The organism is Acinetobacter sp. YH01004, assembly GCF_013420455.1.
GTDB classification, from domain to species: Bacteria; Pseudomonadota; Gammaproteobacteria; order Pseudomonadales; family Moraxellaceae; genus Acinetobacter; species Acinetobacter towneri.
In genome coordinates this window covers 18,055-44,260 of the sequence record NZ_VOXZ01000004.1, presented here as the reverse complement: position 1 = coordinate 44,260, position 26,206 = coordinate 18,055, and the positions used below count along the sequence as shown (strand labels likewise).

General features: G+C 42.6%; 26 protein-coding genes. 17 read left to right on the top strand and 9 right to left on the bottom strand.

The features are described 5' to 3' along the window. Positions 1-231 precede the first annotated feature (231 nt). The 3 genes from FTT71_RS04080 to FTT71_RS04070 all read right to left on the bottom strand — a co-directional run bounded on the left by FTT71_RS04080 (position 232) and on the right by FTT71_RS04070 (position 4,353). The gene (locus tag FTT71_RS04080; protein WP_180160720.1) at positions 232-1,344 is read right to left on the bottom strand and encodes a glycosyltransferase family 4 protein; all 1,113 of its coding nucleotides are present in this window, start codon (positions 1,342-1,344) and stop codon (positions 232-234) included. A 24-nt stretch (positions 1,345-1,368) separates the two neighbouring features. Further along, entirely contained in the window at positions 1,369-2,304 is a 936-nt protein-coding gene (locus tag FTT71_RS04075) for a lauroyl acyltransferase (RefSeq protein WP_167845764.1), read from the bottom strand. 141 nt (positions 2,305-2,445) lie between these two features. After that, a complete protein-coding gene (locus tag FTT71_RS04070) occupies positions 2,446-4,353 on the bottom strand; it encodes an ATP-binding cassette domain-containing protein (protein WP_004976119.1) in 1,908 nt (635 codons plus the stop codon). A gap of 35 nt (positions 4,354-4,388) precedes the next feature. Here FTT71_RS04070 and FTT71_RS04065 point away from each other — a divergent pair, with 35 nt between their 5' ends. From FTT71_RS04065 to FTT71_RS04025, 9 genes are all read left to right on the top strand, one after another. Continuing rightward, a complete protein-coding gene (locus FTT71_RS04065; RefSeq protein WP_004976120.1) occupies positions 4,389-4,631 on the top strand; it encodes a SlyX family protein in 243 nt (80 codons plus the stop codon). Positions 4,632-4,758: 127 nt separating this feature from the next. After that, complete coding sequence (locus tag FTT71_RS04060; RefSeq protein ID WP_180160719.1) at positions 4,759-5,724, top strand: hypothetical protein; 966 nt, start codon at positions 4,759-4,761, stop codon at positions 5,722-5,724. Positions 5,725-5,986: 262 nt separating this feature from the next. Next, positions 5,987-6,436, top strand: a complete 450-nt coding sequence (locus FTT71_RS04055) for an ammonium transporter (protein WP_004976129.1) — start codon at positions 5,987-5,989, stop codon at positions 6,434-6,436. A 34-nt stretch (positions 6,437-6,470) separates the two neighbouring features. Continuing rightward, positions 6,471-9,110 (top strand): type I DNA topoisomerase, encoded by a 2,640-nt coding sequence (topA, locus tag FTT71_RS04050; RefSeq protein WP_131261048.1) that lies wholly within the window; start codon positions 6,471-6,473, stop codon positions 9,108-9,110. A 172-nt stretch (positions 9,111-9,282) separates the two neighbouring features. Continuing rightward, positions 9,283-10,038 carry a hypothetical protein gene (locus tag FTT71_RS04045; protein WP_180160718.1) on the top strand — a complete coding sequence of 252 codons (756 nt, stop codon included), beginning with the start codon at positions 9,283-9,285 and terminating at the stop codon, positions 10,036-10,038. Positions 10,039-10,196: 158 nt separating this feature from the next. Then, positions 10,197-12,185 carry an ATP-dependent helicase gene (locus tag FTT71_RS04040; RefSeq protein ID WP_180044360.1) on the top strand — a complete coding sequence of 663 codons (1,989 nt, stop codon included), beginning with the start codon at positions 10,197-10,199 and terminating at the stop codon, positions 12,183-12,185. Positions 12,186-12,264: 79 nt separating this feature from the next. After that, positions 12,265-12,519, top strand: coding sequence for an RNA-binding protein (locus FTT71_RS04035; RefSeq protein ID WP_004976139.1), 255 nt, complete (start codon positions 12,265-12,267; stop codon positions 12,517-12,519). Positions 12,520-12,694: 175 nt separating this feature from the next. Further along, a complete protein-coding gene (locus FTT71_RS04030) occupies positions 12,695-13,198 on the top strand; it encodes a DUF6586 family protein (protein ID WP_179988458.1) in 504 nt (167 codons plus the stop codon). A gap of 103 nt (positions 13,199-13,301) precedes the next feature. Beyond that, the gene (locus tag FTT71_RS04025; protein WP_131261040.1) at positions 13,302-13,580 is read left to right on the top strand and encodes a hypothetical protein; all 279 of its coding nucleotides are present in this window, start codon (positions 13,302-13,304) and stop codon (positions 13,578-13,580) included. A gap of 191 nt (positions 13,581-13,771) precedes the next feature. On the opposite strand, the gene FTT71_RS04020 is transcribed toward FTT71_RS04025, so the two are convergent. The 4 genes from FTT71_RS04020 to FTT71_RS04005 all read right to left on the bottom strand — a co-directional run bounded on the left by FTT71_RS04020 (position 13,772) and on the right by FTT71_RS04005 (position 17,666). Further along, positions 13,772-15,487, bottom strand: coding sequence for a cation:proton antiporter (locus tag FTT71_RS04020; protein ID WP_180160717.1), 1,716 nt, complete (start codon positions 15,485-15,487; stop codon positions 13,772-13,774). Positions 15,488-15,645: 158 nt separating this feature from the next. Continuing rightward, positions 15,646-15,801 carry a 50S ribosomal protein L33 gene (gene rpmG, locus FTT71_RS04015; RefSeq protein WP_004976146.1) on the bottom strand — a complete coding sequence of 52 codons (156 nt, stop codon included), beginning with the start codon at positions 15,799-15,801 and terminating at the stop codon, positions 15,646-15,648. Positions 15,802-15,817: 16 nt separating this feature from the next. After that, positions 15,818-16,054, bottom strand: a complete 237-nt coding sequence (gene rpmB / locus FTT71_RS04010) for a 50S ribosomal protein L28 (RefSeq protein WP_004976147.1) — start codon at positions 16,052-16,054, stop codon at positions 15,818-15,820. Positions 16,055-16,217: 163 nt separating this feature from the next. Then, positions 16,218-17,666, bottom strand: a complete 1,449-nt coding sequence (locus FTT71_RS04005; RefSeq protein ID WP_004976148.1) for a coniferyl aldehyde dehydrogenase — start codon at positions 17,664-17,666, stop codon at positions 16,218-16,220. 117 nt (positions 17,667-17,783) lie between these two features. Here FTT71_RS04005 and FTT71_RS04000 point away from each other — a divergent pair, with 117 nt between their 5' ends. The 6 genes from FTT71_RS04000 to FTT71_RS03975 all read left to right on the top strand — a co-directional run bounded on the left by FTT71_RS04000 (position 17,784) and on the right by FTT71_RS03975 (position 22,649). Continuing rightward, positions 17,784-18,485 carry a TetR/AcrR family transcriptional regulator gene (locus FTT71_RS04000; RefSeq protein ID WP_004976150.1) on the top strand — a complete coding sequence of 234 codons (702 nt, stop codon included), beginning with the start codon at positions 17,784-17,786 and terminating at the stop codon, positions 18,483-18,485. A 91-nt stretch (positions 18,486-18,576) separates the two neighbouring features. Further along, entirely contained in the window at positions 18,577-19,443 is an 867-nt protein-coding gene (gene purU / locus FTT71_RS03995; RefSeq protein ID WP_004976151.1) for a formyltetrahydrofolate deformylase, read from the top strand. 261 nt (positions 19,444-19,704) lie between these two features. Beyond that, the gene (locus tag FTT71_RS03990; protein WP_180160716.1) at positions 19,705-20,496 is read left to right on the top strand and encodes an energy transducer TonB; all 792 of its coding nucleotides are present in this window, start codon (positions 19,705-19,707) and stop codon (positions 20,494-20,496) included. Positions 20,497-20,516: 20 nt separating this feature from the next. Beyond that, a complete protein-coding gene (locus FTT71_RS03985) occupies positions 20,517-21,140 on the top strand; it encodes a MotA/TolQ/ExbB proton channel family protein (RefSeq protein WP_096901723.1) in 624 nt (207 codons plus the stop codon). Next, the gene (locus FTT71_RS03980; protein WP_004976158.1) at positions 21,140-21,544 is read left to right on the top strand and encodes a biopolymer transporter ExbD; all 405 of its coding nucleotides are present in this window, start codon (positions 21,140-21,142) and stop codon (positions 21,542-21,544) included. Before FTT71_RS03985 ends, FTT71_RS03980 begins: the two co-directional genes overlap by 1 nt. 166 nt (positions 21,545-21,710) lie before the next feature. Then, positions 21,711-22,649 carry a DMT family transporter gene (locus FTT71_RS03975; RefSeq protein ID WP_131261036.1) on the top strand — a complete coding sequence of 313 codons (939 nt, stop codon included), beginning with the start codon at positions 21,711-21,713 and terminating at the stop codon, positions 22,647-22,649. Between the two features lie 146 nt (positions 22,650-22,795). On the opposite strand, the gene FTT71_RS03970 is transcribed toward FTT71_RS03975, so the two are convergent. Continuing rightward, entirely contained in the window at positions 22,796-24,043 is a 1,248-nt protein-coding gene (locus tag FTT71_RS03970; protein ID WP_178866098.1) for a YihY family inner membrane protein, read from the bottom strand. 114 nt (positions 24,044-24,157) lie between these two features. Between FTT71_RS03970 and wrbA the strand changes: the two genes are divergently transcribed. Beyond that, positions 24,158-24,754: an NAD(P)H:quinone oxidoreductase gene (gene wrbA / locus FTT71_RS03965; RefSeq protein WP_026438329.1), complete on the top strand. Its 597-nt coding sequence runs from the start codon at positions 24,158-24,160 to the stop codon at positions 24,752-24,754. A gap of 569 nt (positions 24,755-25,323) precedes the next feature. Further along, complete coding sequence (locus FTT71_RS03960; protein ID WP_004976167.1) at positions 25,324-25,515, top strand: hypothetical protein; 192 nt, start codon at positions 25,324-25,326, stop codon at positions 25,513-25,515. A 58-nt stretch (positions 25,516-25,573) separates the two neighbouring features. Here the strand turns inward: FTT71_RS03960 and FTT71_RS03955 are convergent, their stop codons facing one another. Continuing rightward, positions 25,574-25,954 (bottom strand): hypothetical protein, encoded by a 381-nt coding sequence (locus FTT71_RS03955; protein ID WP_371972010.1) that lies wholly within the window; start codon positions 25,952-25,954, stop codon positions 25,574-25,576. Positions 25,955-26,206 lie beyond the last annotated feature (252 nt).

The following is a 26,206-nucleotide window of genomic DNA, read 5'->3' as shown; positions in this document are numbered from 1 at the left end:
ATATCCCATTAAGGAAGACGACGCTGACGGATAAACATCAAGGATATGATGTAGGTAAGGAACGCCATACAATAAAATAACAATAAGTTTTGAAAGCACAACCTCATGAGCCCGAGTTTTACAGGATGTAGAACTCGGGCGATGATTTTTGGGGGACTTATTTTTTTCACTCTCATAGTTTTTAAAAAAAATTAAACTTCAATCAGCTCGATTCAGTTCTATGGTTTGGTTTTAGGCGTATTTTGACTGCAAAACTTGCTGATATAAATCTAAGGTTTGATGACACATATCTGCCAAGCTGAACAATTCAACAGGGGCGACACTTTGCGGTGTTTCCAGATGCAATTGCACTGCATTGAATAAAGCGACTTGGTCATCTACCGCGATGAGTCCTTGCGGATACAGTTGTGATAGAATTTCAGCCACACCACCACGGTTCCAGCCAATCACAGGTGTTCCTAACGATAAAGCCTCGAGCGCAGTGCGTCCAAAGGTTTCTGCCTGATTGGAAAGTGAAAGTACAATATCGCTAAACGCAAGCCACTCGCGAATGTCAGAACGGTGTCCAACAAAGGTTATCGCTTCGGTCAGATGTTTATCCCGAATATTGCGTTCCAGTTCCTGTAAATAAGCTGCTTTTTTAACATCTGCACCGCCTACAACAACAGCATGAATCTGTGGATACTGGGTTTTTAATTTCGCAATTAGATCAATCAATGTTTCATGACCTTTTAAGCGGGTGATACGTCCCGGCAAACAAATTAAAAACTTATGTTCAAGTTCTGGGAAATCTTGATAGGTTTGTTGCATCCATTGTGCCGAAGGTTGATACCCGTGCGGAAATGCAGCAGGGTCAATTCCACGATAAATACGGACAATATCTTCAGGTGGACAGTTTTGATAATGATCACGAATGTATTTGACTACACTGTCAGAAACTGCGATCACTTTTTCCGCTTGGGTCATAATTTGGCTGTAACGGTTAACTGAATAAAAACCATGTACAGTTGAAATTAAGTGTGGACGTTTTTCGGCTGGAATACCTTTTAGGGAAAAATGAGTTAGCCATGCAGGTACGCGGGAACGTACATGCACAATATCAGGTTGATGTTGCATAATCAGTTGGCGTAAAGGACGGATTTGCCACAAGCTTGATAATGATTTTTTGTGGATGGCTAACTTTAAATGAGTGGAACCTTCAGCTTTGAGTTGGTTAACCATCCGTCCGCCATTCGACACCACCAATGACGTATGTCCTTGAGCGACCAAGGCTCGGGCGATTTCGAGCGTACCGCGTTCTACACCGCCACTGTTTAATTCGGGTAATAACTGCATGACTTTCATGAATCTTTCCTTCTGCCGTACAGATTAGTAAATACTGTCATAACCTTCGGGGCGGCTCTTAAACCGACGATGAAACCACATATATTGGGTAGGAGCGATCCGTAATTGCTGCTCAATAATGAAATTGGTGCGCGTTGCATCTGCAACTTCATCTGCGCTTGGGAAATCCAGCAGTTCAGGTTCAATCAAGACTTTATATTGAGGGTTGGAAAGCTCACCTGTACGGTAAAAATATAACGGAATTGCTGCGGCTTTGGTCATTTTAAGTAAACGACGATGCGCTGTAACTGTCGCAGCAGGCACGCCAAAAAATGGCGCCATAACACCTTGTTTTAAACCAAAGTCCTGATCTGGGCTATACCAAATGGCACGACCATTTTTTAAGTGGCGGATTAAACCACGCATGTCATCGTGGTCAATTTGATGACCGTAAATGGTGGCGCGACAACGGTAAATCAGCATGTCCAGTAAGGGATTGTTTTGTGGACGATAGACCACATCGGGGTCAAAATATTGCGCACAGACATAGCCGCCTGCATCTAGCAGAGTAGAATGTGTACCTAACAATAAAACCCCGCGACCATCTGCTTGGGCTTGCTGAATATGTTCTAAACCTTCAACCTGAGTACGTCCTTTAAACCACTGTGGACAGTACCACGCATTTAAGGTTTCAAATACGCCCAGCATTTGATCAACAAAGACTTGGCGAGCATTTTCTTGTACTTCAGCCTCGCTCCATTCAGGAAAACACACTTCCAAATTGCGTAACGTAGTTACGCGACGTGACTTCATGCTGTTAAAGGCAAGATTGCCTAAAAGCTGCGCCAAACGATACTGAATCGCCCACGGCAAAATTGCTAAAATCATCAGGCAGACAATGCCAATCCAGATGCCCCAATATTTTGGCAACAGGAAAGACCATTGAAATTCGCCTGGTTGATATTCAGTGTGTTGACTCATAATGACCGTGTAAAGTGTTGTATCGTTGCAGTTTAGCACGAACCGATTTTAAAATTTAAAAGCATCCGTCCAATGGGAAAGATGCTTAAAACGGTTTTGCGAAGTCTTTCAGGACAAGCGTAGACGAAGTGTCAATAGACCCTAGTTACCATTCGCCAAGTTTTCCAGTTCGTCCCAACGCTCCAGTTTTTCCAGCAGTTCTTCATCAATTTCAGCCAAACGCTGTGAGGCTTTGGTGGCTGCATTGGCATCTGTTACAAACCAAGAACCATCCGCCAGTTTTTCAGCCAATTCGGTTTGTTCCTGTTCCAGTGCTTCAATTTCACCTGGCAACTGCTCTAAAGCACGTTGATCTTTGTAGCTCAATTTTACTTTTTTAGCCGTTGGTGCTGCTGCAGCCGCTTCGGCTTTGGCAACGGCTTTTTTAACATCACTTTTTTGATCAACCACAGTTTGGTCTGGGCGTTGCTGCAAATAGTCCTGATAGCCGCCAATATATTCATCAATATTGCCTTTGCCATCAAATACCCAAGTTGAAGTCACCACGTTGTCCATAAAGGCACGGTCGTGTGAAATCAGCAATAAGGTGCCTTTATAGTCGCTGAGCATTTCCTCAAGCAATTCTAAAGTGACCATATCCAAGTCGTTGGTCGGCTCATCCATTACTATCAGGTTAGATGGTTTGAGTAATAATTTGGCCAGTAAAATACGGTTGCGTTCACCGCCAGACAAGGCTTTAACAGGCGTGCGCGCACGTTCGGGTGAGAATAAAAAGTCTTGTAAATAACTATAGATATGACGACGTTGTCCGTTCACATCAACAAAATCTGAACCTTCAGACACGTTATCTTTGACCGACTTTTCCAAATCCAAGACGTTACGCAATTGGTCAAAATAGGCAATTTCCAGTTGTGTTCCTGTTTTGACAGAGCCGCCATGCTCAATTTCACCTAAAATGGCTTTAATCAGAGTGGTTTTACCGACACCGTTATCACCAACTAAACCAATACGGTCGCCACGTAATACCAATGTTGAAAAGTCTTTGATAATTGGAGCTTGATTGCCAAAGGCCACTTGTAAATGTTCAATATCAAAGACCAGTTTACCTGAGCGATTGGCTTCCTGCGCTGCCATATTGACTTTGCCTTGTTGGAAGCGACGTGCTTTGGATTCTTCACGTAAGGCTTTTAAAGCACGCACACGTCCTTCGTTGCGGGTACGACGTGCTTTAATGCCTTGACGAATCCATGCTTCTTCTTCGGCCAGTTTTTTATCAAACAGCGCATTTTGTTTTTCTTCAGCTTCAAGTTGCTGCGCTTTTAAATCTAAATAACGCGAATAGTTGCCTTCGTAGCTGCGTAATACACCACGATCTAACTCGACAATGCGGGTGGCGATACTATCGACAAAAGCACGGTCATGCGAAATAAACAGTAGAGTTAAATTATTTTGATCGAGTAAAAATTTTTCTAGCCATTCAATACTTTCCACATCTAAGTGGTTGGTCGGCTCATCTAGCAACAATACGTCAGGTTGGGTGAGTAGGGCACGTGCCAACAACACACGACGTTTACGTCCACCCGATAAATCGGCCAAGTCGGCATTTGGATCAAGTCCCATTTTACTTAAAATGGCATTGACCTTATTTTCTAGCGCCCAGCCATCAAGCTGATCTAGCTTGTGTTGCAAGTTCCCCATACGGTCACAGGCATCCATATCGCCCAATACACAGGCATCACTGGCTTCGTGATAGGCTTTTAATACTGCAGCAGCTTCGCCTGCACCATCAGCAACAATATCGGCGACTTTGCCTGAATCCATGGGCACATCTTGCGCCAACATGGCAATGGTGATGCCATTTTGAATAGACACTTCACCTGCATCGGGCAGTAAACTTCCTTCAATCAGTTTAAGTAGAGTAGACTTACCTTCTCCATTACGGCCAATCAAACACACTCGTTCGCCACGTTCTAGGTTAAAATTCGCGCCGTCGAGCAAGGCAGGTCCACCAAATGCGAGTTGGACATCCCTTAAAGTAATATAGGCCATAGTGTTTCCTAAAAAATCTCAAATGAGGATTTGAAATGACTAAACAAAGTATAGATGATCAGGCGTCATTTTCCGCACCCATTGAAGATTTGCAAGTGCGAATTGCATTTTTGGACGATTTAGTTGAGCAATTGAATGAACAAGTGGTTCATCAAAGTCTGGAAATTGCTGATTTAAAGAAACAAATGCAGTTGTTATATCAGCGGGTAGAGTCGGCAGATTTGTCGGATGGGATTGCACCATTTGACCCGATGACCAATCGCCCACCACACTATTAATCAATCGTACTTAATCAACGGTATTGGTTTCCGTGCTGATTTTAATTTGACCTTTGCTGTACTTCCCGCTGTAATGCTCGGCTGCTGTGCCTGAATCTTTTAAACCCTATTGTGTCCGCTAAAGTTTATGTCCTCTAAAGTTGTATTACTTGACCTTGAAAACAACCTGCCTACCGCGACTTTGTTGCGAGAAATTGTTGAGCATCATCCGAGTGTGTATCTGTTTAATTGTGCAGGAAAATTTGAATATAACTTGCAGGATTTAACTGAACTCGCTGGCTGGATCAGTACGGGTCAACTTATGATTTTAGACAGCCCGCGCGCAGAGTTTAAAGAGTTTGAATATGCAGTGGTAGTTGGGCAACTGATGGCACTGCTAGAGCCAGAAACACAAGTTGAAGTGATTTCTGCGGCTGACAGTATTCAGATTTTAATGGAAATGTTGCAAGCATCTGAAATTGCCTGTCACCTGATTCATATTCAGCCTGAAATGCAGTCTGGGAAAAGCAAAAATCGTTTACCAAGCCCAATGGCAATTCGCAGCAAACCTGAATTGCTGTTGGTAAAAAAGTACTGTGATGCGCTGGCAAAAATGTCAGGCAAGCCAACCAACTTAGAAGCTTTAAAACACTCAATTGCCAATATTTTGCAACTTGAGGCCGACAAAGTGCAGCATGTGGTTGGTATGTTGATGAGCCTGAAAATTGTAAAGCGGGTGGATGAACAAATTAGCTTTCGTAAAAAAGTTCTGAAACAATGGGCTCAACTTGACCTAGATGTCGTGGAAGAATCTACGCAAGAGGCGACAGTCACTTCTACAATCGTGGCGCAAACTGAAGCCGTAGAGCCACATCCTCAGCACAGTTTATTTAAAAACTTTAGCCAAATTGACCCTGTGCAATGGGAAGTTGCCAAAAAGTTACGTGAGCTAAAAGGTGAAAAACCAAAAGATATTTATGAATTGCGTGATTTGCTGGAACGGTTATTTCCAAAATCTGATATTCGTTTATTGCTCAAAGAACTGATTGAAAAAGGCTATATTTATTGGAATGGACATGAAGTGCTATATAGTCATGAGATGTTTTTAAGCTAAGTTTTAGAATTTTTCGATTAATGGTATGTGTCGATTTAAAACCCATCTGCAAGATTATTTTTTTATCGATAAGACTGATTTAAGTCATCATTTATCAACCATTTAAAGTTTTGAAAATGATGCCTTTTCACGTAAGACGATTTTAAGCTGTTTGTAGGCAGATAGACTAAAACACTTGAAATAAATAAATCACAGCTTATTTTAATCTTGCGTTTTATATTGTGCTTATGCAACTCTAATATAAGAATAGAAAGGTTGTACTATGGAAAATACTGGAATTTGGGTTGCCGTTGCCATCATTATATTTGTGATGGGCTCTATTTTTGGTCTGCGTGTCAGCCCAAGAGAAAAAGCTTTAGGATTGATGCGTGAAAAAGCCCGAAAAATGGGACTACACCCTCGTTTGGTGGTTGCACCTGATTGGACAAAAATCCCCAAAGCTACGGAATCACGTGCCAGTATGGTGGCGTATTACAGCGTACTCATTGCCGATGCACGTTTACCGTTAATGCGTGCTTTAGTGACAGATCAAAAGCTAGAGCTGTTGCATGGCGATGAGAAATTCCAAGGCTTACCCATTGCATTAAAGGGCATTTATGCTATTGATATGCAGGCAAACTGTGTAGGAATCTATTGGGATGAAGAAGCCGATCTTCGCGCAACTCAATTAGATGAGATGAAAGCCTTTTTACATAGCTTGGCTGAACGTTAATTTTTAAACCATTAAATAGGAAATACGGTTACTTATGGCGAACGCTCCTCGGTCCACATCCAAAAGCACTGCAGCCAAATCTGAAGCTGGTCACAAACGTGCTTTAGTGATTGTGGAGTCGCCTGCAAAAGCGAAAACAATCAATAAATATCTTGGTTCGGACTACATTGTGAAGTCTTCGGTCGGTCACGTGCGTGATTTGCCAACCAGTGGTGGCGCAAAAACCACAGAAAAGAAAACCACCACCCGAACCAAACTGACCGAGGCTCAGAAAGCTGAAAAAGCTCAACAAGCATTAGTCAACCGTATGGGGGTTGATCCTGAACATGACTGGAAAGCACACTATGAAGTGCTGCCAGGCAAAGAAAATGTAGTCGCTGAATTAAAAAAACTGGCATCGCAGGTCGATGAAGTCTATCTCGCAACGGACTTGGACCGTGAAGGGGAAGCGATTGCGTGGCACTTAAAAGAAGTCATTGGTGGAGATGACTCACGTTATCAACGTGTCGTGTTTAACGAAATTACCAAAAATGCGATTCAAGAAGCCTTTAAGCATCCTGCGCGTTTAGATACCAACAAAGTCAATGCCCAACAGGCACGTCGTTTCTTAGATCGCGTGGTGGGTTTTATGATTTCGCCACTGCTCTGGGAAAAAATTGCCCGTGGTTTATCGGCAGGACGAGTGCAGTCAGTTGCGGTGAAGCTGGTTGTGGAGCGCGAGCGTGAAATTCGCGCCTTTGTACCCGAAGAATATTGGCAAGTCTTTGCAGATACTAAATCTGAAAAAGATGACATTCGTCTAGAAGCGGTTAAGCAAGCGGGTAAAACCCTCAAGTTACGCAACAAAGCTGAAACCGATGCTTTACTGAACTTGATTAAAGATGCGCAATACACCGTATCTGCACGTGAAGATAAGCCGACCAAAGTCAACCCAAGTGCGCCGTATATCACGTCAACGCTGCAACAGGCTGCGAGTACCCGTCTTGGTTTTTCAGTCAAGAAAACCATGATGCTGGCACAGCGTTTGTATGAGGCAGGTTTTATCACCTATATGCGTACAGACTCGACCTTCCTGAGTGATGACGCGGTCAATATGGTGCGTACGCATATTGAAGCGGAGTTTGGTCAAAAATATCTGCCTGCTAAACCAAATCGTTATGGCAATAAAGCAGGCGCACAAGAAGCGCACGAAGCGATTCGTCCATCTAATGTTGCGCTTAAAGGCGACAGTTTGGTGGGTGTAGAGCGCGATGCACAGCGTTTATATGATCTGATTTGGCGTCAGTTCGTCGCTTGCCAAATGACACCAGCCGAATATTTATCATCGACCATTTTGGTTGATGCCAATGGTGTCGAGTTAAAAGCCAAAGGTCGTACGCTAGTTTTTGATGGCTTTACCAAAGTGCGTGGGCAAAACAAATCGGATGATGATGTGTTACTGCCTGCAGTTAAAGTCGGTGAAATTCTTAAATTAGAGAAGCTTGATCCATCACAACACTTTACCAAACCGCCTGCGCGTTTTACCGAAGCCTCTTTGGTGAAAGAGCTTGAGAAAAAAGGTATTGGACGTCCATCGACCTATGCTGCGATTATTTCAACTATTCAAGACCGTGGTTATGTCAAACTGGAAAACCGTCGTCTGTTTGCCGAAAAAATGGGTGAGATTGTTACAGATCGTCTGGATGAAAGTTTTAATAACCTGATGAACTACGATTTTACAGCAGACTTGGAAGGTCAGCTGGATAAAGTTGCAGATGGAGAACGTAACTGGAAAGACTTACTCAACAGTTTTTATGGTGACTTCAAGCAGCGTTTGACCAATGCACAGGGCGAACAAGGCATGCGCCGTAATCTACCTGTAGAGGTCGATGCAGTACATTGTAAAGAATGCTCACGACCAATGCAGATTCGTACAGGTACGACAGGCGTATTCTTAGGCTGCTCAGGCTATAACTTGCCGCCAAAAGAGCGTTGTAAGGGAACGCTGAACCTGACACCTGTAGAATCACTTGCCGCCTTATCCGATGATGATGCCGCTGAAACCGCAGATTTGATGTCTAAAAAGCGCTGTCCAATTTGTGAAACAGCCATGGACAGTTATGTAATTGATGGCGGTCGTAAACTGCACATTTGTGGGAATAACCCAGACTGTTCAGGTTTTGAGCTAGAAGAAGGTGAGTTCAAAATTAAAGGCTATGATGGTCCAACCATTCCGTGCGACAAGTGTGATGGCGAAATGCAGTTGAAAACAGGTCGCTTTGGCCCTTATTTTGCCTGCACCAGTTGTGAAAACACACGTAAAGTACTCAAGAATGGTCAGCCTGCGCCACCGCGTGTTGATCCAATTAAAATGGAACATTTACGCTCAACCAAACACGATGATTTCTTTGTGTTGCGTGATGGTGCAGCAGGCTTGTTTTTGGCAGCCAGTAAGTTCCCGAAAGTACGTGAAACCCGTGCGCCGAAAGTCGCGGAATTGCGTACTGTTGCAGAACAGCTTGATCCAAAATATCAATTTATTTTGCAAGCACCTGATGCAGACCCAGAGGGTAATCCAACATTGGTGAAATTTAGCCGTAAGAATCAAGCGCAATATATTGGTTCGGAAACGCCTGAAGGCAAACAAACCAAATGGTCATTGGTTTACCAAGATGGTAAATGGGTTGAGGCTTAATTATCCAAATTACAAAATGCTGGCTTCGGTCAGCATTTTTTTAAATCATATAATTTGAAATGTGAAAAATAAAAAACAGAGAGGTTTTGTGAATCTTAATCCGATGTGGGGGTCGAGTTTAAAGATAATAAGATTAAACTCGGTAAAGTGATTGCCTAAAGATATTTAAAGTATGTGGAAAAAAATCCGAATTTTATGCTTATTGCTGGTTTTGCTGGTCGTCGCAGTCAATGCTTGGCGTGATCAGAACCAAGACTGGAATAAGCCCATCATCGTATTGTTACACCCAATCAATGCCGATGGACGATCAAATACCCAAAACTATATCAATACATTAAATATCAATAATTTAAATTCTGCTCAAGACTATCTAAAACAAGCTTCTTTGCAGTACCGTGGGCAACCCATTGCGCTCTATTTCAAACAGGGGCGAGAATTAAAGCAGTTGCCACCAAAAGTGCCTGAGCAAGCATCGCTACTGAGCACCGTACTTTGGAGTTTAAAGTTCCGATTTTACGCTTGGCAGCAACGACAAAGCAGTGATGGTACGGCAACCGTGACGCTGTACCTGAATTATTATGATCCGAGTCAAACTCAAATTTTGAAGCATTCCACCGCTTTACAAAAAGGTAAAATTGGCTCGGTGAATTTATTTGCTTCTGCTGCACACAGTGAGCGTAATACCATGGTGATGGTGCATGAATTACTGCATACCTTTGGTGCCACAGATAAATATGATTTAAGCACAGGTCAGCCGATTTATCCGATTGGTTATGCAGACCCAAATCAGCAACCATTGTATCCACAACGACAGGCTGAACTGATGGCGGGTTATGTGCCACTTTCGCAAAGCAAAAGTAAGATGCCTGAATCGTTACAGCAGACGCGTATTAACGAAATTACTGCCATAGAATTGGGTTGGAAATAATGTGGATAAGCATGCACTTATCCACATCTCCACAATATAACCTGTGTAAAAGTATGTGCTTGAGCATGACTTGAGTATGAATTGAGCCATTTATATTCATGGGTTTATTCCTAAACCGATCTGTTAAACTATTCATCCACCCACTACGATGAGTCACTATGAGTTTAGCCAGCCTAATTGATGAATTGAATCCCCAGCAAAAACAAGCAGCCACGACAGCACATCAACATAGTCTGGTCTTGGCTGGCGCAGGCTGTGGCAAAACCAAAACCATTGTGGCACGTGCAGCGTACTTGATTGATCAGGGTATTCCAGCCAATCAAATTCAAATTTTGACCTTTACCCGTCGTGCGGCGAGTGAAATTGTCGCACGGGTGGAGCTAGCGCTGGGCGAGCAAGCCAAAGGCTTACGTGCTTCGACCTTTCATACTTTTTGTATGTATCTGTTACGCCGTACTCCTAAAGCCTTTGGCTTAGAGCAGTTTTCAATTATTGATCGTGATGATCAGTTGATGATGTTTCGCCTCATTCGTGGAAAAGATGATAAGAAAAATCCAAGTCAGTTACCCAAGCCTCAAGAATTATGTGATTTGTATTCTTTTGCGCGGAATACCCGTCAAAAACTGAGTGTGGCTTTAGAAAAGCAACAGCCTGAATATTTGGCATTAAAAGATCAAATTGCTGAAATTATGCAGGAATACGAAAGCCGTAAACGTGCACGTGGCTTTCTCGATTATGACGATATTTTGGCTGTGGTGGCATCGGCATTGGCGCAGTCGGAAGGTCTGGTCGATTATGTCGCGTCAATTTGTCAGCATCTTCTGGTTGATGAAATGCAGGACACCAATCCTTTGCAATGGGCTTTGCTTGAGCCTTTAAAAGATCGGGTCAGTTTGTTTTGTGTGGGCGATGATGCACAATCGATTTATGGTTTCCGTGGTGCAGATTTTGAAAATATTCATCATTTCACAGAGCGCGTACCCAATGCTCAAATTTTCAAATTAGAGCAAAATTACCGTTCTACGCAGGAAATTTTAGACCTGTCCAATTGGTTGTTAGATCAAAGTGAGATTCGCTATAACAAACGGTTGCAGGCGCATCGTGGTGATGGCATCAAACCCAAAATGCATATTTTCCCGAATGAATTTGATGAAGCCAAATGGATTGCGATTGATATTAAAGAGCGACATTTCTTGCAAGGCGCGCCGTGGTCAGATCACATGGTCTTGGTGCGTTCGAGTTTTGCAGCGCGACATATTGAAGCCGCCTGTATTGCGGCAAGTGTGCCGTATCGTTTTATTGGCGGCATGAAGCTCTTGGAAACTGCGCATGTGAAAGACTTACTTAGTTTATTGCGCGTTATTGCCAATCCTTTAGATGATATTGCATGGATGCGTTTTCTCACTTTATGGAATGGCGTGGGTGATGTCGGTGCGAGTAAGTTGGCGCAGCAATTGTTACTTGAACCCACAATGGATAAGGTGATTGAAAAGCTGGAAAAATTTGGACGCTTGCCAGAAAAAACTTTATTGATCATGAAGCAAATGGATGTCTTACGCCATGAAGTTGCAGCTTGCGTCGGTTTAGGCATTGAAGCGATTCAGGAACAATTGGCTGATAACTATAAAAAAGACTGGAATCGTCGTCAGGGTGATTTTCAGTTGGTGCAACAATTGGCGGGCAAGCATGCACAGTTAAGTGAGTTTTTAGAAGAATATGTGCTCGATCCTGTGTCTATTTCTGAAATTGAACGCCAGTCCGATACCGATGTGGTCACTTTAATCACCATCCATTCTGCCAAAGGTACGGAGCAAAAAGTCTGTTATGTGGCGAATGTGACTGCAGGGCAGTACCCGCATGCACGGGCGCAGGGCAGTTTTGATGATATTGAAGAAGAACGTCGAGTGCTGTACGTGGCTTTGACCCGTGCCCAAAATGAACTGATTTTAACCAAGCAAAATTTTAATTTATGGGCGCGTGATACGGTAGATGAACAAGGGCGCAAACTGGACAGTTATTTTTTGAATGATCTGACACGGCAGTTGTGTACGATGGAAACTCATCACCGTACCCGTCAGCAAACTGTGAAAAGTGCCTTGGTGGAACGCCAAGCGATTAATTTAGATTTTGGCATTGATCTCGATTAAACTATGCCACAAGGTTTCCTGCAAAAAGTAGAGTAGGCGAGTGCTTTTTGATGTTTTTTGCCTATTTTAAGGTTGTAAGATGAAAATTTTAGTTCGTAGTTTAGAGCGTACAGTGACTGAAGAAGAATTGTTAAAGCTTTTTCAGGAATATGGCACTGTAGAATCTTGTAATTTGGTGTTGGATGCTGCAACAGGAAAATCTAAAGGTTTTGCATTTGTAGAAATGCCACATGCACGTGAGGCAGTAAAAGCCATTAAAGCGCTGAATACTTTGCGTCTGCATGGTCATGGAATACGTGTCAAAGCAGCAGAAGATAAACCTGCATCAAAATAGTTCAAAGGGAGCAAAAAATGCTCCTTTTTTATGCGTGATTTTTAGTAAAAATACGAGATTGGCACTGCATTGGTGCGCGATTTTATCGCAGTAAAAATAGTGTATTTTTTATTGGGTGTTGCAGGAAAATCGGTTTAATCTAAGCTTCTTAGAACGCTAAATTGAGGAAATGCTCATGTCCCGTGTTGCTCGTTTTCATGCAGATCGTACCAATCAGAAATTATATTTCGCCCGTCTTTCATGTCAGCAGGCCGAGCAAACCGAGCATGTTCAGCAAGCGCAGGCACATCGTGAAGCTGCGGTGTTTCATTTAAATGGCGCGGTGCTGGCTTTTTTGCAGGAATTGGTGCGGTATTATCGTTTAAATGACAGTAATCCAACCCTTAAATCAATTGAAGAATTGATGGCAGCCAAAGGGCAGATTTCCCCTGAAGTGGCAATTTTGGAGCAACTGAGCAAATCGGGTTTTATTGCAGAGTTAAAGCGCGCTTATCGTTTATGTCAGTACACGCCCGAGCCAAGTGCACCAGAACCTGAACAGGAAACGTCATCCAATTTGATTATTAAAGTCACGCAATCTCCGCAAGCATGGCTACCAGATACGAAAATTTTGCGCGAATGGCATCGTGACTTAACCCAGTTGATTGATGGTTTTCGTAATGAAATGGTGGAATTTTAAGCCGACCAAACGCCCTTGAAAAAAATCTGATCAGCCCGATATAAATATTCTGAACGATGCAAAGTGCAAGCGCCTTTGCCGCCATGTCGAGCATGGAGGATATATGTCTATAGAGCAATTGAAAGAATTATTTGGTAATCAGGAAGCAATTTTAGAGCTGGTTCAGCTTGAAGGTGGCGAGTTGGCATTGCGTAATGCAGGCTCAGAGAAAGAGCCATTGGTCAAAATCCAGTTCAATGACGAAGTCAAAGCCATATTGGGCGATCAGACGGCTGTTGTGGCACAGCACATGATTCAGGCGGCATTATTTGGCTTGTTGGAAAAGCAGGTCAATGAATGGCATGCCGAAATTGTGGATGAACAGCCGCAATTTATGAGTTAATCCCAAAAGGTCTTTCGGTGATGAGCTATCTTTAATGAATAGATTGTCTATCTGCTTTGGTTAAAATCATGGACATTATTAGATAGTTTTTCATCAACACAATGAAAGCCAATCTATACGTCAACAAAAAAAGCGCAGCTTAAACGGTGCGCTTTTTGTGATTTTGGCTATGGGTTTTAGATGAATGATGCTCAATGCGTTGGTGGCTGATGATGGGCAATTTCAATTTGATTTAAAATATAATTGCTCATATTTTTCGCCATTTCTTCTTTGGCAAAATACACTTCACCAATGTTGTCTTTACGAAATACTTCCGCTTCGGCTTTGCTTTCTGCACACACCAAAACCTGAATTTCAGGGTTTAGGGTTTTGGCAATATCCACAATTTTATGAATATCCAAAATGTCCATAGGCGAGAGAACGAGTAGTCGTGCATGTTGAATATGTGCCTGAATCAGTACACCCGCTTCTGTGGCAATGCCGCTGACTGCAGCAATGCCTTTTTCGCGTAAGTCTTCGACAATTTCACGGTTTTCTTCCGCAATCACGACCTTAATATTTTCAGCCATTAAATTTTGAGTAATGCGGCGTCCGACTTCACCATGTCCAACAATCACCACCTGATCACGTAAATAATCTTGAGAAACTTCATCGGGCAGCATGGCTAAAGGGTCATTGCTGCGTTCAAGCAAACGCGCCAAATAAGAGCGTTCCCGAATCCAGTTTTGCACAGGCTCAATCGCAGAAAAAACAAAGGAATTGAGGGTAATTGAAATGAGTGCGCCTGCTAAAATCAGGTTTTGTCCTTCTAGTGACAGCAGTTGTAAAGATACACCTAGCGTTGCCAAAATAAAGGAAAACTCACCAATTTGTGCCAAGCTCGCGCCTACGGTCAAGGCTGTATTGAGTGGATAGCGGAAGAACAAGACCAATGCCATGGCTGCAATGGTTTTACCCACCATGATAATGCCGACGACAGCTAAAACATGCAGTGGTTCTTCTATCAGAATACGCGGGTCAAACAGCATGCCCACAGCAACGAAAAACAGGATGGAGAAAATTTCACGTAAGGGTAAAGTTTCTTCTTCGGCGCGATGACTAAAATCAGATTCTTTGACCACCATCCCCGCAAAGAACGCCCCAAGTGCCATCGACACGCCAAAGATTTTATAAGCACCGAAAGCAATTGATACGGCAGCAGCGACTACCGTTAGAGTAAACAGTTCCCGTGAACCTAAGCGTGCCACAATTTGCATAATGAAGGGCACAAGGCGTTTGCCAACAATGAGCATAAAGGCAATAAAGCCTGAAACTTTCAGTAAAGTCAGTCCGAGTGTTAGCCAAATATTTTCATCATTGGTACTTTCTAAGGCTTGTCCACCCAGTAATACAGCTGTGGCAGGCAAAAGCACCAATGCTAAGACCATCACTAAGTCTTCAACTAACAACCAGCCTACGGCAATTTTACCGTTCACGGAGTCGAGCAGGCCACGATCACCCAATGCTTTTAAGAGCACAACGGTACTGGCACAAGACAGACTCAAGCCAAAAATTAAGGCAGAACCAAAACTCCAACCCCACATCATCGACACGCCTACACCGAGCAGGGTCGCCACGGCGATCTGCAATACTGCACCAGGCAAAGCAATGCGTCGTACCTGCATTAAATCATTTAGCGAGAAATGCATGCCAACACCGAACATGAGGAACATGACCCCAAGTTCTGCCAATTGGTTGGCAAGATGAATATCTGCCACAATGCCCGGTGTGTTGGGACTAATGATGACACCTGCAATCAGATAGCCCATAAGCGGTGGAAGGCGTAAGCGCGCAGCGATATAGCCAAATACTAGTGCCAAGCTAAAACCAACGGCAAGTAAGATGATGAGTTCTACATCATGAGGCACGAGAAACTCCTAAGCCATGGTGAAGGTGCGGTCAAAAGACTGAAATAAGACAAGCACAAATAGTGCCAAAAAAGAAAACGAGGAAATTTTAACAAGTGAGGCAAAAAAAGTGCAAAAAAAAACGACCTGAATAAGGTCGTTTTTTAAAAAAGCTAAAATTATTTGATTTTAGCTTCTTTGAAAACTACGTGTTGACGGATTTTTGGATCAAATTTTTTGATTTCCATTTTTTCCGGCATAGTACGTTTGTTTTTAGTAGTGGTATAGAAATAACCTGTACCAGCTGTAGAAACTAAGCGAATCTTATCACGCATTGTCCTGACTCCTTACTTAGATCTTTTGACCTTGAGCACGAAGGTCAGCAACAACCTTTTCAATGCCCAATTTGTCGATAATACGCATACCTTTAGTGGTTAAACGAAGACGTACGAAACGTTTTTCGCTTTCTAACCAGAAACGGTGGTTGTGCAGGTTCGGCTCGAACCGGCGCTTAGTTTTGTTGTTGGCGTGTGAGACGTTGTTACCAACGACTGGACGCTTGCCGGTAACTTGGCAAACCTTAGACATGGTGTAACTCCATTGATTTAGCCAACAGCAAATCTGTATGGCCAGTCAAAAATAAACGGATGAATTCATTCAAGGGGCGTTTTATATCAAAAATACGCTTAAAAGACAAGCGATTTTCTTCAAAAACAGCATGAGCGTGTTTGATAGCTCATGCCTTGATCAGTTAACGAAGAAGCGTCTTCGAAATCAATCGATGAATCGGCTTATCAAATGGGGGGAGAATGAACTTCAAGCTGTAAAGCTTCGGATTAGACATTACCGACCGTTCATGTGACAAGCTGAAAAAACCTTCTGGACCGTGATATTTCCCCATGCCCGATGCACCAACACCACCAAATGGTAAGTCATCTTGTGCAACGTGGGTCAATACAGTATTGAGTCCGAAATGCCCTGAATGGGTTCGCTGTGCGACATAGTCGGCACGCGCCTGATCAAAGTCGAAATAGTATAAAGCAAGAGGACGCGGTCGGCTATTAATAAACTCGATTACATCATCAATTTGTTCATATTCTAAGATTGGCAGGACTGGACCAAAGATCTCATTTTGCATAATTTGCATGTCTGGACTGACATTGGTCAGTACCGTTGGTGCCATTTTACGGGTTGCAGCCACATTTTCACTTTGCGGATTAATTTCAATAATATTTGCACCTCGCTCACGTGCATCTTCTAAATAGCCCTGTAAGCGACGATATTGTTTGTCATTAATAATAGAAGTGTAGTCTTGGTTATCACGAATATGCGGATACATTTCGGTCACAAATTGCTCGAAATGCTCCATAAATTCGGCAGTTTTGCCTTTAGGCAAGAACATATAGTCGGGTGCAACACAGGTTTGTCCAGCATTCCAGAGTTTACCTACCGCAATACGCTGCGCTACATCGACCATATCGCTAGATGGATGCACCAAAACAGGGGATTTTCCACCTAGTTCTAAAATGACAGGCACAAGGTTTTGTGACGCGGCAGCCATTACAGTTTTGCCGACTTCGGTAGAGCCTGTGAAAATAATTTTGTCAAAAGGCAAATGACAGAACGCATCGGAAATAATACCGCCGCCATTAATTACTGCCACCAATTCCTGTGGAAATGCTTCGCTCATGGCGTTTTCCAGTACTTTACCAAAATGCGCAGAAGCACTGGAAATTTTGATCATGGCATGGTTGCCTGCAGCCAAAGCACAGATCAGTGGGCCTAAAGACAACAGCAGCGGATAGTTCCAAGGTGCAATAATGCCAATTACCCCTAAAGGTTGATACTGTACCCATGCTTTTGCAGGTTGGTGGATAATACCAACCTGACGTTTAGATGGCTTCATCCAGTCGGTCAGGTTTTTGCTGTAATATTTGATATGTTCCAAGCAGGTAAGTAATTCACCAATTTTGGTTTCTGCAATGGCGCGGTTGCCATAGTCACGGTTAATGGCTTCGGCAAATTGATCCTGATATTTCACAATCACACGTTTTAAGCGGGCTAAGCGTTCAATGCGTTCTTTGGCACTTGGGACAGGATGACGCTGATAGGCATATTTCTGCAATGCCAAAATATCATCCAGACGTTGTAAATCGGGTGAATGTGGGGTCATTGAAGTTGTTTTTGTTTGACTGTTCATGGCATGTTACCATTCAATAAAAGCAATATAAGTTAATTTTTAGAGTGTTTACTCTAATCAGTCAAGTGACTTTATGTTTTCATGCCCCCCAAATTTTAAAGAATGGTTGTTTTTAGGATGTCTCAAACCAAAACGTTGAAAACCAAAGAACGTATTTTGCAATTGAGTTTGCAATTGTTTAACGAGCGTGGTGAGCGTTCGGTAACAACCAATCATATTGCGGCAGAACTGGGCATGAGCCCAGGAAACTTGTATTACCACTTCCGCAATAAGAACGAAATTATTAAAGAGCTGATGGAACAATATCAGCAAGAAACTTTAGAAATGCTGGCTTTGCCTGAAAATCGTGGCTTAGATGCCAATGACAAAATTCGTTATTTTCAGGTTCTCAGTAGTCAGCTGTGGGCTTATCGTTTTTTGCATCGTGATGTCTATCATTTGGTCGAAACCAATGAAGATTTCCGCAAAATGTATCCACGTTTTGCAGGACAGGTCATGCAGCAGGGACAAAAAATTTATCAGGCCTTTGTGGATGCGGGTCTGATGCAAATGACTGAGTCAGAAATTGAAGCCTTGATTATCAATATTTGGATTGTGCTGACCAACTGGACGAACTTCTTATATATGTCGGGTCACATTACCGATTCAAACCATTTGGAAGAAAAATGGATTTGGCAGGCTTTACGTCAAATGCTGTTCCTTGAAGGGGCATATTTACGGGGTGAAAGTCGTGCAACCTATGAGCGTTTACTAGAAACACTAGGCACATCTGAACTGTTTGAGAGTTTATCATCCAGTAAAAATACTCAAGCCGACTAAGAGACTGAGAATGGCTATTTAGAATGTCTGAGAAACGCGCTAGAATACTCGGCTTGTTTTTCAATTTAACCAAGTAGTGACTAAAAACAACATGAATATGACGACTGCGAATACTGCACGTTTACTGATTACCTGTGAAGATAAGCCAGGTATTGTGCAGGCTGTATCGAGCTTTTTGTATCATCAAGGAGCCAACATTACCGCGCTTGATCAATACGCAACAGAAGCTCAGGGCGGGCGTTATTTCATGCGGGTTGAGTTTGAACTGGATCACTTGCAAAGCCGTAAAGAAAGCTTATTGCAAACCTTTGCTTCTAACGTGGCAGAGCGTTATGAAATGCAATGGCGTTTGGCTTTGGTCAGCGATGTGAAAAAAGTCGGCATTTTGGTGTCTAAAGTTGATCATGCTTTGCTCGAACTATTATGGCGTCATTCACGTGGTGGTTTACCATGTGAAATTACCAAAGTGGTGTCGAACCATGACACCTTGCGTGAAGCGGTAGAAAACTTTGGTATTCCGTTTGAAGTAGTGCCTGTTAATAAAGAAAATAAACGTGAAGCTTACGCTAAAATTGATGAATTGATGCAAGGCAATGATTTGTTGGTATTGGCGCGTTATATGCAAATTTTGGATGAAGAGTTTGTCTCTAAGTGGGAAATGAAAGTGATCAATATTCACCATTCATTCCTGCCTGCTTTCGTGGGCGCAAATCCATATAAACAAGCTTATGAAAAAGGCGTAAAACTGATTGGTGCAACTGCACACTATGTAACAGCAGACCTAGATCAAGGTCCGATCATTGAGCAAGATGTAGAGCGTGTAAACCACGACTTTACGGTAGATCAACTGCGTGAATTGGGTCAGGATGTGGAACGTAATGTACTGGCACGTGCAGTTAAATGGCATTTGGAAGACCGTATTATTGTAGATGGCAACAAAACTGTTGTATTTCAATAGGGTAAAAGCTATCTAAAAATCGAATTAAAACATGCCGACATGGCATGTTTTTTTATGCTAAAATTGTAATGTTATAACATTTATTTAAACTGTTTTTAAAATAGCAAATTTATTGGATGATTCACGTTTGTTATTAAAAAATAGTTGCAAATGAAAACACTTCTCATTTATTATTGCGTTACTTTAATTGTGCTAACCGATCAGTTTGATCGTTCGGAACTGTGATGGTTTGGCAATTGCTTTTGAAGGTCGCTGACTTTAATGAACCAATCTCCCAACGCTATGCTACAAATGCCCAATGCCATGAAAAAGAAAGTTGTGACGGCTTTAGCTGTTGTTGCATTAGGTCATGTCGGTGTGTTGTGGGCATTGGGGCAAATGCAAACTCCGACCTTAAAGCCCATAGAAAAAGAACCTTTAAAAGTACGCTTTGTAAAAATTCAAGAACAGCCTAAACCGTTGCCACCGCAACCTAAGGCTGAACCACAGCCTGAAAAACCCAAGCCTCAGCCTGTAAAAGAAGTGCCTGTGGTAGAAAAACCGTTGCCACCGCCACCGAAAAAAGTAGAAAAAGTACAGCAAGTTAAAAAAGCAGAAGCCCCTAAACCCGTGGCGAAGCCCGTAGAAAAACCAGTCGAACGTGTGGTGCAACCTGCACCTGTAGCAACGGTGACTGAAACTAAAGTGGTACAGCCTGCATCGAAACCGACAGTTGCACCTGTTGCGCCAGCACCTGCTCCTGTCGCACCTTCTGCTCCAAAAACAGTGTCGATTGGCGGCTCAGGCGTGCAATGGAGTCGTTCTCCAAAACCTTCTTATACCAATCGTGATTTACAGGGAGAAACCCGTAACGTGGTGGTTCGGATTGAAGCCAATGAAAAAGGCGTGATCACCGATGCTCAAATTACGCGTTCTAGTGGTGTACCTGCTTTAGATCAAAAGATTTTACGCGCAGTGCGTAGTGCAAAATTCAAACCGTACAAAGAAAATGGCGTGGCTTATCCAATTCGTGCTGAGCAGCCTTTTGAATTGACATTGAACCCTAACGGCTAACCTTCAACAGGAGTTCGAGTATGAACTTTTCCGTCTATTGGCAACACGCAGATGCAGTCAGCAAAACGCTGTATTTCGTGTTATTGGCGATGTCGATTGCGACATGGACCATCTTCGCATTACGTTTGATAGGCACGCGCCAATTGAAGCAACAAGCTTATGCTCAACTGTCACAGGCTTTAAATCAGCTTAAAGCAAAACTGGTGCCCTTAAATTTTGAGCAGCGTAAAGCGGTTGCTGAGCAAGCCTTATTGCGTCAAATTTCGGTAGAAAAAGCATCGGCAGAAAAAGGCGTATCGGTACTGGGTACAATTGCGTCATTAGCACCGTTTGTGGGTTTGTTTGGTACAGTTTGGGGTATTTTCCATGCACTCGTTGCGGTTGGAAAAAGCGGTCAGGCGGGATTGGCTCAAGTGGCAACGCCTGTTGGTGAAGCGTTGATTATGACGGGCTTCGGTTTGGCGGTGGCGATTCCTGCCGTGATTGCTTACAACATTTGTTCGCGTGTGAACCGTACCTTATCTACAAATTTGCAAGATCATGCACATAGTTTGTTGATTGACACCATGTTGCAACAAGATTCTTCTGTTCAAAGAACTGAAGTGAATGCAACACAACAAAGTTTAGTGGGAGGTCAGGTTTAATGGCTTTTCAATTGGGTGAAGACAACGATTCAGGCATGAATGAGATGAACCTTATTCCCCTGATCGACATTATGTTGGTATTGATGATCATCTTTTTGGTGACAGCGACCGTTGCCAACCCATCTATACCATTAACCTTACCGCAAACCAGCGCAGAAATTGTTGATTTACCGCCTGAGCAAATTCAGGTCAGTATCAATGCCAATGGTGAAGTGGCGTGGGATGATCAAATCATTAGTTTAGATGAGTTGCAAACCCGCTTTAATGATGCTAGTCAGCAAGCTCAACAGCCAACCGTGGTGTTAAGAGCAGATAAAGATGCGCGTTATGATACTGTGGCGCAAGTGATGTCACGTGCGAGTGAAGCCGGACTCAGTGATATTGCTTTCGCAACAGATGATTAAGTTAATCCTTAAAAATTAGCGATCTATTTAGGTCGCTTTTTTTATGCAAAGTCGCGCATAATGCCAAAACTCCTCAAGTACTCAATGATGTTGAATATCCAAAAGATTTAGGTTGAGTCCGCTGCTTACTTTAAAGTCTATTTTTTATCTCAGATCAGGTTCAGCCATGAGTTCACGCCAAGCACTTGATGCAAAAGCCAGCAGTATGATGCTAATTTTGTGTGTTTTTTGGGGTCTGCAACAAGTGGTGCTAAAAGTTGCTGCGGCAGATATTTCACCCTTGATGCAATTGGCACTGCGTTCAGGCTTGTCTGCTGTGATGGTGTTGCCTTTGTTATTGCTTGCAAGAAATACACAATGGGCTTCGACTGAATATCTGCCTGCAGGCATATTGGTGGGTATTTTATTTGCCGCAGAATTTTTTATGTTAGGGCAGGCGATTCAATATACTTCTGCGTCGCATGTGGTGGTTTTACTATATACCGCGCCTATTTTTGTGGCTTTAGCGTTGCATTGGAAACTACCTGCAGAGCGTTTATCTCGCTTGCAATGGGGTGGGATTCTGTTGTCTTTTGCTGGCATAGCGGTGACTTTTTTATGGCGTGATACTGTGCAACAAGAGAGCCACCAAAACTTCAGCCAGATGCTTTTTGGCGATTTACTTGCGCTGAGTGCAGGCATACTTTGGGCAGCCACAACTGTTGCGGTACGTCTAAGTCGTTTATCGGAAGCCCCTGCAACACAAACTTTGTTTTACCAATTGATGGGTGGTTTTTTGATTTTACTGCCGATGGCATGGTGGATGGGACAGGCTGAAATTTATTGGACAGCCTTAGCCATAGGCAGTTTGATTTTTCATGCGGTATTGATTTCGTTTATTAGCTATCTCGCTTGGTTTTGGTTGCTGAAACAATATTTAGCATCCAGTTTAGGCGTGTTTTCATTTTTAACGCCATTATTTGGCGTATTGTTTGGTGTATGGTTGTTGAATGAAAGCTTGAGCCAAAGTTTTATGATTGGGGCTGTTTTGGTCATGCTGGGGGTGTTGATGGTGAATGCTCAATGTTGGTTTAAACATAAAACCCAAGTACTAAAAAGAAAATAAGTATTTGCAGCTTTTCCATGAACTTGAGCAAGACTCAACATCAGCAATGTTGTCTTGTAAAAATCATCTTCAAATAACCTAGTAGCTCAATACGGGTTTAAATTTGAAGATGGGTGATATTTAAAATCTAGCGAGCGCGTACAAGATTATTTTTCTTCAAAAATCTTAGAGAGCGGAATCGACAATTTGGCAGCCAAATAGTCATCGGTTTCACTGAGTACGGGGCCAAGTTTTTGCATCCATTCATCATCAGGATAGACATTGGCCAAGTCCTGACGACGTGGCAATGAATACGGTAGCTGTGAATAAAAACTCCAAAAATCTACCTGAGATAAATTGCGCACCAAAACAAATTCATCATTTTCAGTACGTTTAATTAAATTTTGTTGTTCTAGCATCAGCACATAAGACGGCCAGCGCCCAATTTCATTACGTCCCAATACATCTAAGGCTTCAGCTTCAGTGACACTTTCTCCGCGCATTTGTTTTTTGTAAAACAATTCCAGTAAGTCCAATAGCATGAGCAGCGGATGGCATTTTTTTTCGCGACTGGCTTCAAAAGCGGTCAAGGCATAACTAATTTCAACACCTAACAGCACAATATTCCAAGACAGGAAAATCCACAGTAAGAAAATAGGTACGGCAGCAAAAGCACCATAAATAATTTCATAACTGGTGAAGTTGGACATAATAAAACCAAACAGGTTTTTCAAAAATTCAAATACAACAGCACTGAAACCCCCCGCAATTAATGCGGCTTTAATAGGTACACTGCGGTTGGGAATGGTCCAATTCAGAATAAAAAAACCTAAAATGGTTAGGGCAAATGAAATCAGCCATAAAATAAATGCTCCATTGAGCTCATAACCTGCAAAGTTATTACTCAGCACATTCATAGAAGCCAAAGTTGAGGAAATGACAAAAGCACTGCCCAGTAAAATAGGGCCTAATGAGATAATGGTCCAGTAACGCATAAAACCCATAATACCGCCACGGGTTTCCTTAACCCGCCAAATTCGATTAAACACAGTTTCAATACTGGTCAGCATCATCACCGTGGTCACGAATAAAAACAAAATCCCGATGACGGTTAAGTTGCTAGATTTGTCGGTAAAGGCATTTAAGGCTTTATCAAAGGCGATGGTGGTTTTAGGTAAAAAGTTGCTGTAAATCAGTTGTTGTAATTGTTGCCGTGCAGGTTCGAGTGCCTTAATGGATGAGATGATCACCAAAAATACGGTGAGCATAGGTACAACGGCAAACAGGGTAGTGTAGGTTAAAGAGCCTGCTTGTTCACGGCAGCGATCTGCTTCAAAGCGACGCAGCACAAATAAGACAAATTGAAACCATTGTTTGTCATAAAAAGGCAGTTTCTTTAAATACTCAACGATCATACAGTGGCTGTCTCAACTTTTTTAATCATCTTTATCTGTTTTCATGGTTAAGCTTAACCAAAAAAGCAGCAAAATACCGTATAGTTTTCATTTTTAGTCTGATTTCTTAGCATGATGCAAGCATATATTCTGGTTTTGTACTTTAGTAAATATGGTTCTACCAAAGAAATGGCACATTTAATTGCCAACGGGGTAGAGGCTAGTGGCATGCCCGTTAAAATTAGAACTGTGCCAAATATCTCGACCGTGGTGCAACAAGCCGAGCCAAGTATTCCTGCCGAAGGTGATATTTATTGTACTTTGGATGACTTGGCCAATTGTGCAGGTTTGGCTTTAGGTTCACCTACACGTTTTGGCAATATGGCATCTGAAATGAAATATTTCTGGGATCAAACCACTAGTCTGTGGCTGAATGGCGCATTGCACAATAAACCTGCCTGCGTTTTTACCTCATCGGGTTCGATGCATGGTGGACAGGAAAGTACCTTATTGACCATGTTGCCTCCATTGTTTCACCACGGAATGATGATTATGGGATTGCATAATGCGCATCCTGCTTTATCAAATACCAAAACGGGCGGTACGCCGTATGGTGCAACGCATGTGAGCGGCCCGCGCCACGATCAGGCTTTGAGTCAGGATGAAAAAATCCTTTGTGAAGCGCAAGGACAACGCCTAGGTGAAATGGTAAAAAAATTACAGGGCATGTGAGATTCTTTCTTTAATTAAGATGAAGCGTAAAATGTGGATATCGTTTTACGCTTTTATCTTTTGTACTTGAATTCGATTGGCTTATGTAGCATTGAGCGTGCTAAAAAATAAGTTCACTTTTCACCTAAAATCACCATTTGCAGTGATATTCAGTTTTTCTCTTTTCACGTCTAATAACCGCTTTAAAAGCAGAGTTTTCTGTCACGGTTCACGCAGCATTTTTTTTGCAGGCTAGGGTCTGTTGACATTTCATAAATGGCTTGCGCTGTAGGCTAAAACTGAGCAGATCAGGCATGAAACGCAAGGAATAGCGAGATTATTGCTAAGTTTCATAACGCAATCTGAGAAAGTTTTAGCCACAGCCTTTCGGGGCGAGCATATTTTTTGCTGCTATTGCGTTATGTGCCAGTCATTTAGAATGACTAAATTTCCTGTCCCATGCCTTATATCAGCTAAAAAACCTTGCGAGATATATCTCTCATGCCGCAAACATAGACGAATTGTCAACAGACCCTAATGTATTGAGCACAACGGACTGCTGTAAAAATGAGAGATTGAGGAAAGTGAAAATGAATAAGTGGATGCTGATTGGGTTAGGTCTAATGAGTTTAGGGTGTTCATGGTCGAGTGTTGCAGCGACTGAAATTGTGCATAGTCTGAGTTTTCCAGAAGAACAACGTATTGAAAAACAACCTGCGGAAGCACAGTATTTAGCGGCACAAAAAACTGTGATGACTTCTGCAAGCAGCACTGCAAAATAAAAAGATGCAATCAAAAAGTGCTGCAATGTGCAGCACTTTTTTTGAAATTGATTTAGGGTTACTTAGAGTTGCTTGGCTGTTTCAACTTTTCTTTAAAGCGGTGTTTACATTTGAGGCATTGAAAATCTAGAAAAATATTCTGATCAACAATTACACCTGCTTTTTTACCAAAGCGATGCCCAAGAAAACCACCTGTGATTCCCACGCTAATTGCCCCGACAAATGTTCCAATGGTGCCGCCCATAATCACGCCCAATGGCCCTGCGGCTGTACCAATTGCCGCACCAATAGAAGCTCCCGAAGCTGCGCCGCCCACAGTACCTGCTGCTGTACCTGCAGAGCCTAATAACACGCCACCAATTTTTTGTAAGTTTTGTTCATGGTTGCGTTTTTCAACTTGAGTTGAACCACATTTTGGACAGACGATACTGTGTTCCATCAACGGATTGTCTTGTGTCATGACTTTAAAATGCCTTGTACTCATGTCGCATGCATCAATGCACGTAGACGACCTAAAGAGTGCTGTGTAGAGCTGCAATCTGAAAAGAGCAGACTGCTTAAACACTGTTATTTCAAGTGCAGCATGGCGTAGCACCACAGTTTTGTAAATAAAATATATGTAAATGAGTTGTTTAAGTTTGAAAAAAAGCATAAAAAAGAGCGCCTAAGCACTCTTTGATCATAAGGTCTA